Origin of the sequence: Sphingomonas quercus (assembly GCF_018863195.1) — a bacterium.
Classification (GTDB): domain Bacteria; phylum Pseudomonadota; class Alphaproteobacteria; order Sphingomonadales; family Sphingomonadaceae; genus Solisphingomonas; species Solisphingomonas quercus.
In genome coordinates this window covers 150173-165878 of sequence record NZ_JAHKRT010000006.1, presented here as the reverse complement: position 1 = coordinate 165878, position 15706 = coordinate 150173, and the positions used below count along the sequence as shown (strand labels likewise).

The 15706-nt window shown below is 65.9% G+C and carries 14 protein-coding genes; 8 read left to right on the top strand and 6 right to left on the bottom strand.

What is annotated here, in order from left to right; genetic code table 11:
- Positions 1-152: 152 nt before the first annotated feature.
- Positions 153-995, bottom strand: coding sequence for a flagellin (locus KOF26_RS12410; protein ID WP_216325267.1), 843 nt, complete (start codon positions 993-995; stop codon positions 153-155).
- 323 nt (positions 996-1318) lie between these two features.
- Positions 1319-3736, bottom strand: a complete 2418-nt coding sequence (locus KOF26_RS12405; protein WP_216325265.1) for an HAD family hydrolase — start codon at positions 3734-3736, stop codon at positions 1319-1321.
- Positions 3737-3954: 218 nt separating this feature from the next.
- Here KOF26_RS12405 and KOF26_RS12400 point away from each other — a divergent pair, with 218 nt between their 5' ends.
- From KOF26_RS12400 to KOF26_RS12380, 5 genes are all read left to right on the top strand, one after another.
- Positions 3955-5742, top strand: coding sequence for a hypothetical protein (locus KOF26_RS12400; RefSeq protein WP_216325263.1), 1788 nt, complete (start codon positions 3955-3957; stop codon positions 5740-5742).
- Between the two features lie 128 nt (positions 5743-5870).
- Positions 5871-6884, top strand: coding sequence for a KpsF/GutQ family sugar-phosphate isomerase (locus tag KOF26_RS12395; protein ID WP_216325261.1), 1014 nt, complete (start codon positions 5871-5873; stop codon positions 6882-6884).
- A 25-nt stretch (positions 6885-6909) separates the two neighbouring features.
- Positions 6910-7749: a 3-deoxy-8-phosphooctulonate synthase gene (kdsA, locus tag KOF26_RS12390; protein WP_216325259.1), complete on the top strand. Its 840-nt coding sequence runs from the start codon at positions 6910-6912 to the stop codon at positions 7747-7749.
- A 152-nt stretch (positions 7750-7901) separates the two neighbouring features.
- Positions 7902-9293 (top strand): class I SAM-dependent methyltransferase, encoded by a 1392-nt coding sequence (locus KOF26_RS12385; protein ID WP_216325257.1) that lies wholly within the window; start codon positions 7902-7904, stop codon positions 9291-9293.
- A gap of 46 nt (positions 9294-9339) precedes the next feature.
- On the top strand, positions 9340-10512 hold the full coding sequence (locus KOF26_RS12380; protein ID WP_216325256.1) for a class I SAM-dependent methyltransferase: 1173 nt from the start codon (positions 9340-9342) through the stop codon (positions 10510-10512).
- Positions 10513-10717: 205 nt separating this feature from the next.
- Here KOF26_RS12380 and flgH read toward each other — a convergent pair whose 3' ends face one another.
- From flgH to KOF26_RS12360, 4 genes are read right to left on the bottom strand one after another with little or no spacing between them, the layout of a single operon-like run.
- Positions 10718-11467: a flagellar basal body L-ring protein FlgH gene (flgH, locus tag KOF26_RS12375; protein WP_216325254.1), complete on the bottom strand. Its 750-nt coding sequence runs from the start codon at positions 11465-11467 to the stop codon at positions 10718-10720.
- Between the two features lie 11 nt (positions 11468-11478).
- On the bottom strand, positions 11479-11925 hold the full coding sequence (gene flgA / locus KOF26_RS12370; RefSeq protein WP_216325252.1) for a flagellar basal body P-ring formation chaperone FlgA: 447 nt from the start codon (positions 11923-11925) through the stop codon (positions 11479-11481).
- A gap of 5 nt (positions 11926-11930) precedes the next feature.
- Complete coding sequence (gene flgG / locus KOF26_RS12365; protein WP_216325250.1) at positions 11931-12716, bottom strand: flagellar basal-body rod protein FlgG; 786 nt, start codon at positions 12714-12716, stop codon at positions 11931-11933.
- A gap of 30 nt (positions 12717-12746) precedes the next feature.
- Positions 12747-13499: a flagellar hook-basal body complex protein gene (locus KOF26_RS12360; protein ID WP_216325248.1), complete on the bottom strand. Its 753-nt coding sequence runs from the start codon at positions 13497-13499 to the stop codon at positions 12747-12749.
- 133 nt (positions 13500-13632) lie between these two features.
- On the opposite strand from KOF26_RS12360, the gene KOF26_RS12355 reads away from it, so the two are divergent.
- Genes KOF26_RS12355 through KOF26_RS12345 form a run of 3 tightly spaced genes read left to right on the top strand, consistent with a single transcriptional unit; the run spans position 13633 to position 15706 of the window.
- On the top strand, positions 13633-14163 hold the full coding sequence (locus tag KOF26_RS12355) for a flagellar basal body-associated FliL family protein (protein WP_216325246.1): 531 nt from the start codon (positions 13633-13635) through the stop codon (positions 14161-14163).
- Positions 14160-15179: a flagellar motor switch protein FliM gene (gene fliM / locus KOF26_RS12350; RefSeq protein ID WP_216325244.1), complete on the top strand. Its 1020-nt coding sequence runs from the start codon at positions 14160-14162 to the stop codon at positions 15177-15179. Before KOF26_RS12355 ends, fliM begins: the two co-directional genes overlap by 4 nt.
- Positions 15176-15706: a DUF6468 domain-containing protein gene (locus KOF26_RS12345; protein WP_216325241.1), complete on the top strand. Its 531-nt coding sequence runs from the start codon at positions 15176-15178 to the stop codon at positions 15704-15706. Before fliM ends, KOF26_RS12345 begins: the two co-directional genes overlap by 4 nt.

The following is a 15706-nucleotide window of genomic DNA, read 5'->3' as shown; positions in this document are numbered from 1 at the left end:
GCCGCTCCACGCGTGCTCATCATCGGCTGCCGGCTTCGCACGCAAGAAGAAAGGCCGGGATGGCGAACCATCCCGGCCTCCTTTGTCGGCTGTCACGCCCCCGGGTGTGGGGGTGGAGGAAGGGGGCGTGGCAGCCTCCTTCCGTTAATCGATTAACGGAACAGCGACAGCAGGGTCTGCGGCGCCTGATTGGCGATGGAGAGAGCCTGCACGCCCAGCTGCTGCTTGACCTGCAGCGACTGGAGGTTGGCCGATTCCTTGGCCAGGTCAGCGTCGACCATGTTGCCGATGCCGCTCGTGATCGTGTCCGACAGCTTGCTGGTGAACACCAGCTGGTCCTCGATGCGGCGGGCGTTGGCGCCGAGCGTGCTGAGCACGTCCTGCACGCTGCCGAACGCGTCCTCGAGGTCGCTCATCGTGCCCGAACCGGTGACCGCTTCGCCCGAACCGGTGATGGTGGCGAGCTTCGTGGTCAGGTCCTGGTTGTCGAGCGACAGCTTCTCGAAATCCCAGGTCGTCGAGTCACCATCCGAACCCTGCAGCGAGATCAGCGCCGTGGTGCTGGAACCGCCGGCAGAGGTGCCAGCGAGCAGGTTCACGCCGTTGAAGGCCGAAGAGGTGATGATGTTCTTGATCTGCGACTGATAGGCCTTGAAGTCCTCGCCGATGCGCTCCTTGGACTCGGAGTCCGCGCCTTCGGTCTGGGCGACGAGCGCCTTCATCTTGTTGAGGATGTCCGAGATCTGCTCGGTACCCGAGACGGCGACGTCCGAGACGCTCTTCGCGTTGTTGAGCGAGGAGGTAACGGAAGCCAGACCGCCAACGTCGCCGCGCAGCTGCTGGGCGATCGTGAACTTCGCGGAATCGTCCTTCGTGCTGGCGACGTTCAGGCCGGTGTTGATGCGGCTCTGGGTCGTCTCCATCGAACGGTTCGAGGCGTTCAGGGTCTGCAGCGCGGCCATCGCGCCGATGTTGGTGTTGAGCGAAAGTGCCATGGTGTTTTCCTTTCTAGGATTTAAGGGTCAATTCTTTGACCCTGGGCCGGAAACGCCGACCCTCGGAAAGCCTTTTTGACGAGCTTACAAATCCATTGTGGGAAGGAATGCACTCACGGCAAAGTGATGTGCGAGAAAAATCGTAGTAAAACTGCATTTACTACGAAACGATCAAGTATAGGCAAATCTTGCCTAGGAAATATTTGCCGGGCGGGTTTTGGCCATGAGGCCGGCGCAGGCAAGAAAAAGCCCCCTTCCGGGCGGACCGGAAGGGGGCTGGGCAAGTCTGCGCCGCGGCCCATTGCCGCGGCCTGGCGCGATTGTCAGGCAGCCGCCCTGCGGCCCTCATCGACGGCCTCGTGCGCGGGCTCGATGCTTTCGAGCTTCGGCTTGGCGCGGGTCACGATCGGGCGGAAGACGAGGTTGAGCAGCATCGGCTGTTCGGCCGGCACGGCCTGGACGACCATGAAGCCGTCCGCCCCCTCGATGCGGTACAGCCCCTTGGCCACCTCATCCATGCCCTCGATGATGGCGTGGGCCGGTGTCTGCGCCTCCAGCACCAGCTCGTCGACCGGCTGGAAACTGATCTCGTCGAACTGGACATATTCGAACAGCCGGCCGAGGAAGATGCCGACCGTGAACTCGCCCCTGCCGACCGGAATGGTCGCCCGGTAGAAGCCGTCCGCGGTGCGGTGCGCGCCGACCGTCTCGGCCGACGACTGGCCGCCGCCGAAGATCTGGATCGGCAGCTGCATGGCGTCGACGTTGAACTCGTCCTTGGCAAAGTCGAGCGCGAAGCGGCGCATGCCGAACAAGGTCATGTTCATCGGCAGGCCGTGCTTGTGCAGTTCGCCCGGCAGATACATGCGCATCGCGTTCTTGGTGTAGAACATGCCGCGGCGGCGCAGGCTGCGATCGGCGGAGGCGGGGTCGAACATCTCGATCATCGCGTCCGTGCCGAAATTGACGTCGTGCGCGAAATTTTCGAGCATGGCGATCTCGCTGTCCATCGGCATGTACAGCAGGCGCGCGAGGATGCCGGCGGCGCCGCGGCGGCGCGCATCATGATTGTCGGAACGGGGCGGGCGGACGAAGCCCTTGCCGGTCTCGCGCACGAAATCGATGCAGGCGTGCTGGGCCTGTTCGCGGATGTCGCTCTGCGCGCCCTTCACGCCCGGCTCGTCGCGGATCGGCGTGCCATCCGCCGCATAGTCGACCACCGAGCCGAGGCCGACGGTGCAGAACTGCTCCAGCACCGAGATCGGCCCATAGATCGAGGTGATTGCCCGATAGTCATAATTGCGGGTGTCGAAAAAGCCCTTCTTGTCGCTGGACTGGCGAAGCTGCTCGCGCAGCAGCAGGTAACGGCCGGCGACGGTCAGCCCCATATCCTCGCGCAGCACGGCCTCGACGGCGTCCTGCACGGTGCCGGCATAGCCGAGATCGATCATCATCACCGTGTCGCCATCGTCGATGCCCTCGCCGTGCAGATGGGCGACGAGCCGGCGGGAGAAAGCGCGGGAGCGATCGACGATGAGCTGCTGATGCTCCGGCTTCAGAATGTCCTCGCCGAATTCGCCCATCGTCTTGCCTTCGGTCAGCGCGGCGCCTTCCTCGTCGCTGAACAGCAGCTGGCGGGTGAAGAAGGTCGCCTTCGAGATCGGCCGGCGGATATTCTTGACCAGCCACGGCATCATGTAGCGGTTGATCGTTTCGCTATCGCGGAAACTGGAGGCGACGGCGGTGAAGCGGCTGATCGAAACCTCCTTCACGCGATCCGCCCATTGCGGATAGAGCGCGGTGAAGGCGCGCGCCGGCAGATGGCCGTCGCGCAGCAGGAACAGCAGCTTCACGGGCTTGCCCGTTTCCTTCTCCAGCGCCTCCGCCTCGTCGTGCAACCACGTCGCGAACGCGGACATCACCGGCCCGAGCACGTCATGGCCGAAGGCGTAGACCGGGTCGTCATTCTCGCGCAGCGCGATCTGGGCGCGATGCGGCTGGTAGGCCGGATGGGTGTTGCGCGTCGTCGAATCCAGCATCGTGCCGGCCGCCGCTTCCATGCGCAGGCGCTGCAGCGTCTCCAGGCTGAACTGCTGGAGATGGACGGCGTTGATGTTGTAGAAGGCCGGCGCCGAGACGTCCGCGGTCAGATTGTCGCCGATGTGCAGGATCTCGCTCGGCTTCAGCCCGGTTTCCTTGAGGACATGGGCGAACAGGCCGCGCGTCTTGCCGATGCCATATTCGCACGAGCAGAACACCTGGTCGATCATGGCGAGCAGGTCGGCACCGGCGACATCGGCGATCAGCGTGCGCAGCCGCGCCTCGGACAGATAGGTGTCGGAAACGACCACCACCTTCATGCCGCGCTGCTTGGCGCCGACGATCAGGTCGCGGACCGGCGCGAAGGCAAAGCAGTGGCGCGCTTCCGCATCCAGCTCGGCCTGAACCAGCGCCTGCTGATGCTCGACATTGTCCGGGACGAGTTCGGCGTGGATTTCCTCGAGCGTCACTTCCGAGCGGTTGCGCAGGTGGGGGGCAAGGGCGCGCGCCTGGCCCTCGGCCATGCGGCGGCGCTCGATGCTGCCACCGGGCAGGCCGAGATCGGGGAAAACGTCGACCGGCGCGTTGAGATTGCGCCAGATCAGCGTGTCGAAACAGTCGAGCGACAGGCAGGTGATGCTCGGGGGAACCATGTCCAGCAGCGTGTGAAGGGCATTGGCGCGAATGGCGTTATGGGTCATCTCGTCCCTCGGGGCATGGGTGGCGCAGAGATCTGGCCGTCGCGGTTAATATAGAGGGAAAGCTTTGCCGCCCGACGCGATGCGCTTTTTTATTGCTGCGCGGGGTGTCCATGAAAACCCCTCTATAAGAGATAGTAATGGCCATATTTACGATGCCCTCGGGCGGCCGGTGCGGTTGCGGAGGGCAGGCCTATCATTGTCCGGACAGGATCTTGCTCGTGAACATCGACCTCGCCTCGAAAATCGTCTCGCGCCTGGGCCCGTGCCGCATCGCGCTGAACCTGTCCGATCACGTCGCACTGGCGCATGAATTGTCGCTTATGGGCTGCGACGTCTATGGCACACCGGACGGCCCGCTCGCCGACGGCAGCGGACCGAGGGTCGGCTTCGTCGAATGGCCGCGCCAGGACGGCAGCCAGTCGCTGGCCGAGGTGATCCGCCCCTTCATCCATCTCGACACGCTGGTGCTCATGACGCGCGGCGCCCATCGCGCGGCGATCGAAGCGACCCTGTTCGCGGCCGGTCTCAGCCGTCATCCTGCCGGCATGTTCGCCAACGACTATTCGGACTGGAGCGGGCAGACGCTGCCCATCGTCACCTATTATCAGCGCCTGCCGGAGCATGGGCGCGGCGGCGCGCTCTCCCGCGGCGGTGTCGCGGCCGACGCGATCATCGCGCGCTACGCCTTCGCCGCCACCCGGGTGCGCGCCGGCGACACGGTGCTGGTTGACGGGGCGGACTCCGCCGATGGCGTGCGCATCCTCGGCGCGTCGTGCCGCGGCAGCCGCTTCCGCCGCGTGGCGGACGCGGAAGGCGCGGACGGCGTCGAGGGCTCGCTGCGCGACATTGCCGACCATTCGCTCGACATGATCGTCGCCGTCGAGCCGGCGATGCCGCAAGGCCTTTCGGCGCGGCTCGACGATTATGCCCGCGTGCTGAAGTTCGACGGCCGGCTGATCCTCGCCCTGCGCGAAGGCTCGCCGGGCGACAATGCCCGCCCGACCAGCTGGCAGGCCTTCCATGACGAAGTCGCCCGCCGATTCATCACCGAGCAGCGCCATGCGCAGGTGCCGACCACGCCCGACCCGCAGGGGCCGCGCACCCTCATCAAGGTCGATCTCGACAATCAGCTGTCGCTGGAATGGATGATCGTCTCGGCGATCGTCGACCCGTTGCAGGGCGCCGCCCATCGCGATCTCTATTCGCATCCCGGCTTCGAGCCGTCCGGCAATCCGGTGGCCGCCGATTTCGGCGCCGCCTATGACAATCCCTGGCTCTATCGCAGCATGGTGCAGATGGGCGAGCGGCTGGGCGACGAGGGCAAGCTGGCCCAGCTCGCCGGCCAGGTCATCGCCACGTCGCGCCCGGATTCCGCCGATCGCGGCGCCGCGCTCACCGTGCTGGGCTATCGCGCGCTGGAGTTGCGCGCCGGGCAGCGCGTGGCGACGCTGATCGGCAACATCATCGATTATCTCCAGACGGTCGAGGGGACGGACGCGCCGCCGCATGTCCGCCGCTGGACGATCTCGCTGTCCTTCCTCGCCGGTCGGCTGTGCGAGATGATCGGCGATCGCGCCGCGGCGATCAGCTGGTTCCGCATGGCCGCTGAAGGCAATTGGCAGGAATTCTCGCCGATCCTGGCGACCAAGGCGGTGGGCGGCGCCTTTTTCGGGGCGCGGCTGCATCTCGCCAATGGCGATATCGAGGCGGCAACCGCCTATTTCCGCCACGGCATGGACGTGTCGCTTCGCGCCGCTTCCGCAGCGCATGCCGAGCAGCTCGGCAACACGGAGCGGCCGCTGCCATTCTATCTGGTCGAGCTGGCCGAGGTGATCGACATGGGCTCGCAATGCGCCAACGCGCTCGCCCATATCGACCTCTATGCCCGCGATCCGGGGCTGTTCTGGCGCCAGATCGACATGCGTCGCTTCGGCCTGGGTTCGTGGCTGCGCGACTTGCAGCGCGAGACCCAGCGCCTCAACACGCGGCTGCGCCAGGCGGCGTGATCGCAGGCCCCGATTAGCCCTCTATAAGGTGAGGAAAGGGATCGCCGGCAGGGCTCCGTCACCAGGCGGAGCGCGTCATGCACGGTCTGAAAAAACGAGCAGGATCACTGCGGGGTTGGAGCTGTCGAATGCTGAACTACAATGCCAATGCGTTTCTGCCGCTTGAGGCTTCCGACACTGGCGACGAGCTCAGCCGGTTGTGGTTCCGCGACGTGCTCGCCGCCGAGCGCGACGCACTGGATCAATTCCTCGGCGCCGAGCATGACGCCATTCCCGCGATCGTCGCGCTGGTCGCCGCGCAGGAGCGGCCGATCGTGTGCCTGGGCATCGGCAAGTCGGGGCTGGTCGCGGCCAAGGTGGCGGCAACCTTCTCGAGCCTCGGCACCTCCGCCTTCTTCCTCAACGCCGCCGAGGCGGCCCATGGCGATCTCGGCGCGGTGCAGACCGAGAATGTCGTGCTGCTCTTCTCAAACAGCGGTACCACCGAAGAGATCATGCGCATCCTGCCGATCCTCAAGGCGCGCCGCTGCCGCCTGATCGGAATCATCGGCAGGGCGGAATCGCCACTTGCCCAGGTCGTCGAGCATTGCGTGCTGATGAATGTGCGCGGCGAGGCCGATCATATCGGCATGGCGCCGACCTGCAGCACCACGCTGCAGATGGCGATCGGCGATGCGCTGGCGGTCGCCGTCAGCCGCGCGCGGGGCTTCACCCGCGACGATTTCCTGCGCCATCACCCGGCCGGCCTGCTCGGCCGCCACATGATCCCGATCCGCGATCTCATGCGCAAGGGGGCCGATCTGCCGACGATCGGGCCGGACGCCAGCGTTGCCGACATGATCACCGTGATCTCCGCCCAGCGCATGGGTGCGGTGTGCGTGGTTGATCATGCCGCGCGCCTGCTCGGGCTGGTGGTGGACGGGGATGTCCGCCGCCTCATCGAATCCCGCCACGACATTTATTCGAAGCGCACTGCCGACATCATGTGCGCCCAGCCGATTACAGTGCGCGAGAGCGCGGTGGTTGCCGACGTGCTGATGCTGCTCCAGCAGGTCGGCCGGCCATTGTCGGTGGTGCCGGTGGTGGATGACGGCGGGCGGCTATGCGGTATGATCCAGAGCTACGACCTGCTTCGCCCGTGAGATTTGAGAAAGGCTCTGTTCCTCGATGACCGACGCTCCCGACAGCCCGCGCACCGTCCATGTCGGACCGCACGCCATCGCCAATGACCGGCCGTTCACCCTGATCGCCGGCCCGTGCGCGATGGAAAGCCGCGCCCATGCGCTGGAAATGGCGGCCGCGCTTACCGAGATATGTGGGCAGCTCGGCATCCCGCTGATCTACAAATCCTCATTCGACAAGGGCAATCGCACCTCGATCGACGCACCGCGCGGCATCGGCATCGACAAGGCGCTGGAGGTGTTCGCCGAAGTGCGCGAGACTTATGGCTGCCCGGTCGTCACCGACGTTCATGACGCCGGACAGTGCGCGCCGGTCGCAGAAGCGGTCGACCTGTTGCAGATCCCCGCATTCCTCTGCCGCCAGACCGACCTGCTCGTCGCCGCGGCGAAGACGGGCAAGCCGGTCAACGTCAAGAAGGGCCAGTTCCTCGCGCCGTGGGACATGCGCAATGTCGCCGCCAAGCTGGTCTCCGCCGGCAATGATCAGGTGCTGCTGTGCGAGCGCGGCGCCAGCTTCGGCTACAACACGCTGGTGACGGACATGCGTTCGCTGCCGATCATGGCGCGCACCGGCTTCCCGGTGGTGTTCGACGCCACCCATTCGGTGCAGCAGCCGGGCGGGCAGGGGACGAGTTCCGGCGGCGAGCGCGAGTTCGTGCCGGTGCTGGCGCGTGCGGCGCTGGCGATCGGCGTCGCGGCTATCTTCATGGAAACCCATGAGCAGCCGGAGCGCGCGCCGAGCGACGGGCCGAACATGGTCCGCCTCGCCGACATGCCGGCCTTGCTGGCCAGGCTTCAGAAATTCGATCAGCTCGCCAAGAGCTGAAATAGGCAAACAATCATCGGCCGCCGCCACGCTCGGACGGCATCCCGCCCTATAATGAACAGGAGCAATGGCGCCCGTCGCCGTTGCGATCGTGTCACCGCTTGATGGACCAGATCTCAAGAAGCGGCGGCCTAGCCGATGGGATGATCGTGATGAATTTTCAGAGTGCCGCCGCGCTGGCTCCGGCTCCGGTCTTTGGCGAGAGCAATACCCGCGCCTATGAGGTGAAGGGCTTTGTCGGTCGTGATCTTGCGCGCAAGGTCGAGCCGCGCGAGGTGCGCGATGTCGTCGCAGCCGGCGCCCATCCCTTCAAGATCGTGTCTTTCTACACCGCCAACAACGAATATGCCGAGCATGCCGCGCGCCTGCGCGCGACGCTCGATCAATTCGGCCTCGACTATGTGCTGCATCCGATCGACGCGACGGCGCGCTGGGAACATGTCTGCGCCTACAAGGCCGAATTCATCCTCGCCCAGTGGGAAGCTTCCGATCATCCGATCGTGTGGATCGACGCCGATGCCACCGTCGAGGCACTGCCGGAGCTGTTCTCCGCGCTCGCGGCCGATGTCGCGCTTCACAAATGGACGTGGAACCATGCCGAGCATGACCGTGGCTGGGAATTTTGTTCCGGCACGCTCTATTTCGGCAAGACCGAGCTGGCGCGCGATCTGCTGAAACAATGGGTGCTGCGCTGCAAGGCCGACCCGCTGACCTGGGATCAGGTCCATCTCAGCTCCGCCTGGTGCGACGTCAGCAGCGTCAAGCCGCTGAAGACGAGCTGGCTGCCGCGCTCCTATCTCCACATCGACGGTGCGCCCGGGGCCGAGCCGGCAGTGATCCGCCACTGGCAGGCGTCGCGCGCCGCCAGGGCCACTGGCGCCAAGGTCGAGCATGAATCCGCCCGCATTACCGAGCAGGGCGCGCGCGACCGGCGCGACAACCGCCTGTGGCGGACGCCGGAGGAGGCGTTCTGGATCCAGGAAGGCGTCGACCACATCATCCCCGGCAAGGGCTATGAATTCCCCGAAGGGTTCGATGTCGGCGCCGCGCTCGGTCGCGCGCTCGGCGGCACTTTCCCGGTACTGGAGATCGGCTGCGGCATCGGCCGGATCGCCTCCCTGTTCACACCGGAGGGCTATACCGGCGTCGACGTGAATCCGAATTCGCTGCGCCAGGCGCGCGAATATCTGCCGGGCCATAGCTTCCGCATCCATGATCACGGCTATCAATATCCGGAGGCCCCGGCGCTGCTTTTCTACACCGTTCTGCTGCACGTCGCCGACGAGGCGATCCTGCCGCTGCTCGTTGAGGCGGTGAAGGGGCGTCAGCGCGTCGTCATCGCCGAGTTGATGGACCAGCGGTGGCGCCGTGACGGCAATCCGCCGGTGTTCAATCGCGATCCCGAACTCTACATCTATCTGATGAACGAGCTTGGCTTCCGCCTCGCCGACTACGCGAAGCACGAATATTCCCACTATAATCGCGCGCCCTGGAATGTCGGCAAGGACAGCCGCATCACGTTCCTCGCGTTCGACCGGAAATAAACCGGCGACTGCCGGGTGTCGATAGTCATTCAGGGGATGATGAGGAATGAAGACCTCGTTCAAGGTCGTTGGTGACACCTATATCTGCCGGGTTCCGGTGGAGATGCTGTTTTGCGAAAGCAATGATTTCATCCATGGCCCGGGGAAATATCCCGATCGGCCGCCGCTCTGGCATCAGCAGCACGGCATCACCGACGGCCTGTCGATCCTGAGCCTGCGCTCGCATGTGCGGCTGTTCGAGGGTTTCTTCGATCCCTCGCGCCTGGACGTTGGCTATTATGAGAATTGGTGGAATGCCACCCACCGCACGATGGGCGTCGCCCCGCCGCGTGATGCCGCCCGTCAGATCTTCGAGCGCTATGATTATTTCAACCATCTCAACGCCCGCTATGCCGAGAATGGCGTAGACGACGACGCCTTCCTGCTCGACGGCGAATATGATGCGGCCACCGGCCGCTTCATCCTGCGCGACGGCCATCACCGCGCCAGCTATCTGATCGGCCGGCGCCAGCGCTGGGCCAATGTGCGCATGTCGCCCCGCTCATTCGGGTCGCTGTTCGAGCCGTCGATCGGCGCGCGCGTACGCCGGCATGTCGAGCAGATCGGCTATAAGGAGCCCTATTCGCCGATCGAGCATCCGCAATTCCATATCCCCTTCGCCCATCGTGACAATTTCTTCCCTAACCGGCTCGGCTGCATCGCCGACACGCTCGGCTATATCCGGCCGGCGAGCGTGCTCGATATCGGCTGCAACGCGGGCTATTTCTCGCGTCACTTCAGCCGCCTGGGCGCGCAAGTGGTCGGCGTCGAGCCGCAGGATTCCCATTTCACCACCGCCTCGATCCTCAACGAGCTGTTCAACACGCAGTGCGATTTCCGGCAGGATACCGCCGAGTCCGTCGACCTCGGGAGTCAGGTGTTCGACATGGCGATCGTGCTGACCGTTCTCTATCACTTCCTCGACCGAGGCGACACGGCGGTGAAGATCGCCAAGAAGATCGACAATCATGTGTCCGACTTCCTGTTCTGGGAGTCCGGATCGGACATTGCCCGCGAGATCGACTTCATGAACAGGCACACCGGCTTCGGCGCCTATCGACGGCTGCGCATGACGATCGGCACGGGCCGGGTGCGCGAGCTCGGCATCTTCGCGCGCAATGCCGACGCGATCGACAGCCTGCTCGCCTTCAACCCCTATCGCCCGTTCCTCGCCGGCTGATCGCCGGCAGGCACGTCCTGACGGACAATCTGCGGAGGTCCGGCGATCGCGCCGGGCCTCCGCTTTTATTTGGACCGGCCGGGCTCCCCGCCGCGAAGCGACGCCAAACGGCGAAACGGCCGGGCAGGACGGCGCGCGTCCCGCCCGGCCGTGGCCGGTGATCGGAGGCGGGCCGGGCGCAGCCAGTGCGGCGCCCGGCGTTCGGTCAGAACGGAAACAGCGCGTCGTAGATCTGCTGGCCCCAGCGCGCCTGCTGCGCGTCGGTGAGCTGGCCGCGGCCGCCATAGCTGATGCGCGCTTCCGCGATCTGGCTGTGGGCAATGGTATTGTCGCGGGCGATATCCTCGGGCCGGACGATGCCGGTGACGATCAGCTCGCGCAGCTCGAAATTGACGCGCACCTCCTGCCGGCCGCGGATCACCAGATTGCCGTTGGGCAGCACGCCGGTGACGATCGCCGCCATGGTCAGGTTGATCTGCTCGCTGCGGGTCGTGTTGCCGGCGCCGGTCGCGGTCGAGTTGGAATTGAAATCGACCAGCTTCGACGGATCCGGCTTGCCCGGCAGGATCTTGGGCAGCTGCGTCTCCAGGCCGAGCAGGCCGGCGATGCCGCCCGTCTCGCCGCCGGCGCGCGTGCGCGACGTGGTGTTGTCCACCGACGCCTTGTCGGCGATGTTGATGCGGATGGTGAGGATATCGCCCACCTTCGAGGCGCGCTGATCGCGCAGGAAGCCGCCCGCGCCGGTGCGGAACAGCGAGGCGGAGGGCGCAGGCGCCGCCGTCGCGCCGTTGCGATGGGCCGCACCCTGCAGGCCGAGCGAGGGCTCGATCTCCGGCGCGACGGGATCGTCCATCGCCGTCATCTTCGGCGCCTTGCCGACGCCTTGCAGACGCCCGACCGCGCCGCAGCCGGACAGCAGGCAGGCCAGCGCTACAACGGAAACCATACGCTTCATCACAATCACTCCTAAAGCGTCGTCACGCGGACATGGCCGCCGGATTCGACGACGGCATCGAGCGTGCGGTTGGTGCTGATGCTCAGCACGCGCACCGCCTCGCCCGCGCCGCCGCCGGTCAGCGCCTTGCCCGGCGTCGAGATGGACAGCGTGCCGGCGCGCACCGTGATCACCACGGATTCGCCGCGCCGCACGAGCTGGGCATGGACGAGGTCGCTGGCGCGCAGCGGCGCCCCGGCCATCAGCCGCCGGGCGGCCTCCATGCCATCGGCATCGGCCGGCTTGAGCGCGACGCGCGCCACGCTGGCCGGGCGGCGATCGACGGTGAAGTCGCCGGCGGTGACCCGCTCGCCCTTCTCGACGGTGCGCGCCAGCACCGGCGTGTCGGCGAGCGGAGAGGAAGGCTGCGCCGCCGCCGCGCCGGGCAGCAGCAGCGTCGCGATGAGAAGCGCGCGCATCGGGCTCAGTGCATCTGCGAGGAGGTGGCCAGCATCTCGTCGGCGGTCTTCACCACCCGGCTGTTCATCTCATAGGCGCGCTGCGCCGTGATCAGCGAGGTGATCTCGGACACCGGGTTGACGTTGGACGCTTCGAGGAAGCCCTGGTTGATGGTGCCGAAACCCGGCTGGCCGGGCGTCGAGACGGTCGGCTGGCCGGACGCGTCGGTCTCCAGGAACAGGTTGGAGCCCATCGCCTCGAGGCCGGACTGGTTGACGAAGGTGGCAAGCTCGATCTGGCCGATCGTCTGGATCTGGGTCTGGTCCTGCATCTTGATCTGGACCTCGCCGGTCTTCGAGACCATCACGTCGACCGCGCCCTGCGGCACGGTGATCGCCGGCTCGACGCGATAGCCGTCGCTGGTGACGAGCTCGCCCTGGTCGGACACCTGGAAGGAGCCGGCGCGGGTATAGCCCGTCTCGCCGGTCGGCAGCGTCACCTGGAAAAAGCCCTCGCCGTCGATCGCCATGTCATAGCGGCCGTCGGTCTTGGTCAGCGCGCCCGCCTCGTTGATGCGATAGACGCCGCCGGTGCGCACACCGGCGCCGATCTGGATGCCGGACGGCACCTTGGTGCCATCCTGGCTCGTTGCGGTGCCCGGACGCGAAACCTGCTGGTACAGCAGGTCCTGGAATTCGGCGCGCTGCCGCTTGAACGCGGTGGTGTTCATGTTGGCGATGTTGTTTGAGATCACGTCGACATTGGTCTGCTGGGCAAGCATGCCGGTGGCGGCGATCGAGAGGGAACGCATGGGTCCGGTCCTTTCGGATTACATCAAAGATCAGTGGTTGGTGCCGCCGAGGCGGCTGATCGCGCTCTTGCGCATATTGTCCAGGTCCTGGGACATGGACATGCTGGTCTGGTAGGCGCGCAGGATCTCGACCATGCGGGTGGTCTCGACGATCGGCTCCACGTTGGAAGCCTCGACCCCGCCGGAGCGCAGCCGCGCCTCGCGCTGCGTGTAGATGCGGCCGTTGCTGCCATCGAGCAGCCCGTCGCCGCGCACCTTCACCGCCATCTCGTCGGGAAAGCCGGTGACGGCGATGCGGCCGAGCTGGCCGCCGTCGGGGCCGATCACCGACCCGTCCGACTGGATGGAGATGCGGCTGGCCTGGTCGGGCGGCACGTTGATCGGCCGGCCGTTGGTGTCGAGCAGGCGCTGGCCGCCGGCGGTGGCGAGGTCGCCGGATTCCAGAACCTTGATGAACCCTGCGCGCGTATAGGCGACGCCGCCGCCCGGAGCCTCGACATTGAGATAGCCGGGACCCTCGATCATCACGTCGAGCGGGTTGCCGGTCGCCTGGAAGGAGCCCTGCGCGGTATCGTGCACGGCGCCGTAATCGAGCACGAACGATGTCTTCCTGGCGTCGTTGACCGGCGCTTCGTTCACCCGCTCCACATATTCGTGGAACAGCGGCTGCTCGCGCTTGTATCCGACCGTGCTGCTGTTCGCCATGTTGTTGGCGGTCACGTCCATCTGGCGCCGGAGCGCCTGCTCGTGGCTCAGCAGCACATAGGATGAGACGTCGCTCATTCGAAGCACCTCGGAAAATTCACGCCCAGGCAAATATTGCCCAGTGTCCATCCTATAATAGGAGAGAAACGGCGGGACGGGTCGCAGCCGAACACGAAAGCGACCGTGTTTTCCTGATCTCGGTGGAGATAAAATGTCGAGCGACGTGATCATCAATGTGGCCGCGGAGGACGAAGCTCCTGCGCAGGCCACGCAGCCGAAGAAGAAGAAGCTGATCATCATCGCGCTCGCGGTGGTGGCGGTGCTGATCGCGGCGGGTGCCGGCGCCTATGTGATGCTGGGCGGCAAGAAGGCCGATACCGAGCATGGGGCGGAGGCGCCGGCGGCCGAGGGCGGCCACGGCAAGGAGGGCGCCTCGGCGGACGCCTATGTCGAGGCGCCGACGATGCTGGTCAACCTGCGCACGGCGGACGGGGAGGCGCGCTTCCTGAAGATGCGCTTCATCGTCGTCGCGACCGATGCGAAGAAGGCCGCCGACCTCAAGGCCAAGCTGCCGGCGGTGCTCGACGCGCTGCAGCCTTTCCTGCGCGAGCTTCGCCCCGAGGATCTCAACGGCTCCGCCGCGCTCTTCCGCGTCAAGGAAGAGATGATGGTGCGTGCCACCGAGGCGCTCGGGCCGGGCATGGTGCGTGACATTCTGATCCAGGATCTGGTGCAGCAATGAGCGACGATTTCGACGATTTCGAGCTGCCGGAGCCGCCGAAGGTCTCGTCAGAGGTCGGCGAGACCTTCGATCAGGCCGGCATCGACGCGCTGTTCGGCTTCGACCTGGTCACGCCGACCGCGCAGAAGAGCGGCCTCAAGGCGGTCATCGAGTCCGACGTCATCAGCCATGAGCGCCTGCCGATGCTGGAGGTGGTGTGCGAGCGGATGGTGCGCACCTTCGCCACCAGCATGCGCAACCTCACTTCGGACGCGATCGACGTCCATCTGGAGGAAGTCACCTCGACGCGCTTCGGCGAGTTCATGAACCGCGTCGCGCTGCCCGCCATGCTCGGCGTGTTCAAGGTGCGCGAGTGGGAGAATTACGGCGTCGTCACCGTCGATTCCGGCCTGATCTACGCCGTCGTCGATGCGCTGCTCGGCGGGCGCAAGGGCAATGAGCCGGTGCGCATCGACGGCCGCGCCTTCACCACCATCGAAACCTCGCTGGTGTCGCGGATGGTGCAGCTGGCGCTCAACGATTTCGCCGCCTCCTTCGAGGCGATCGAGCCGATCGGCATCGAGCTGGAGCGCGTCGAGACGAGCCCCCGCTTCGCGGCGATCGCCGGCCCCTCCAACATCGCCGCGGTCGCCACCTTCCGCGTCGACATGGAAGGGCGCGGCGGCAAATTCTCCGTCGTCCTGCCGCACGCCACCATCGAGCCCGTGCGCGGCAAGCTGTTGCAGCGCTTCATGGGCGAGAAGCTCGGCCGCGATCGCATCTGGGAAGCCCACATGGCCAACGAGCTGTGGCAGACCGAGATCATCATGGACGTGGTGCTCGGCGAGAAGGTGATGCGCCTCAACGACGTCATGAACCTGGCTGTCGGCCAGACGATCGGCGTCAATCGCGGGCCCGACGATGCGCTGGAAGTGCATTGCGGCGGCGTGCCGCTGGGCCGCGCCCATATCGGCCAGCGCTGCAGCAACATCGCCATCCGCATGGTGACGGACATTTCGAAAGGCTTTTCCCGATGAGCTTCGTGGCCCTCAGCAACCTGCTGCTCAGCGTGCTGTGCATCGCCGTGATCGTGCAGACGGTGCGGATGATCCGCCGCTTCAACGCGCTCAAAAAGGGTGATCTGGGCGAGATGGTCAAGTCGCTCGATCGCGCCACCGGCCAGGCCCGGCAGGTGCTCGGCGAGCTGAAGGAAATGCTCGCGACCGATGGCGCGGCGAGCATCCGCACCATCCAGTCCGCCGAGGATCTGCGCGAGGAGCTGTCGGTGATGATCGGCATCGGCAATTCCATCGCCGAGCGCATCGTCGAGGCGTCCAGCGCCGAGCGCGCCAAGGAAGAGGTGGCCGAGGCCGCTCCCGCCCCGGCGAAGCGTGGCCGCCCGTCGCAGCAGATGCGCGCCCGCCGCGCCGCCGGCGGCCGGTTGCAGCCGAAGCGCGCCACCGGCGACGAGGAGGAGTTCAAGCCCGCAATCGGCCTCATGGCCGAGCTGGAAGCGCTGGCCACGGCGCATGACAAGGTGACCATGTCCGCGGAGAAATATTGA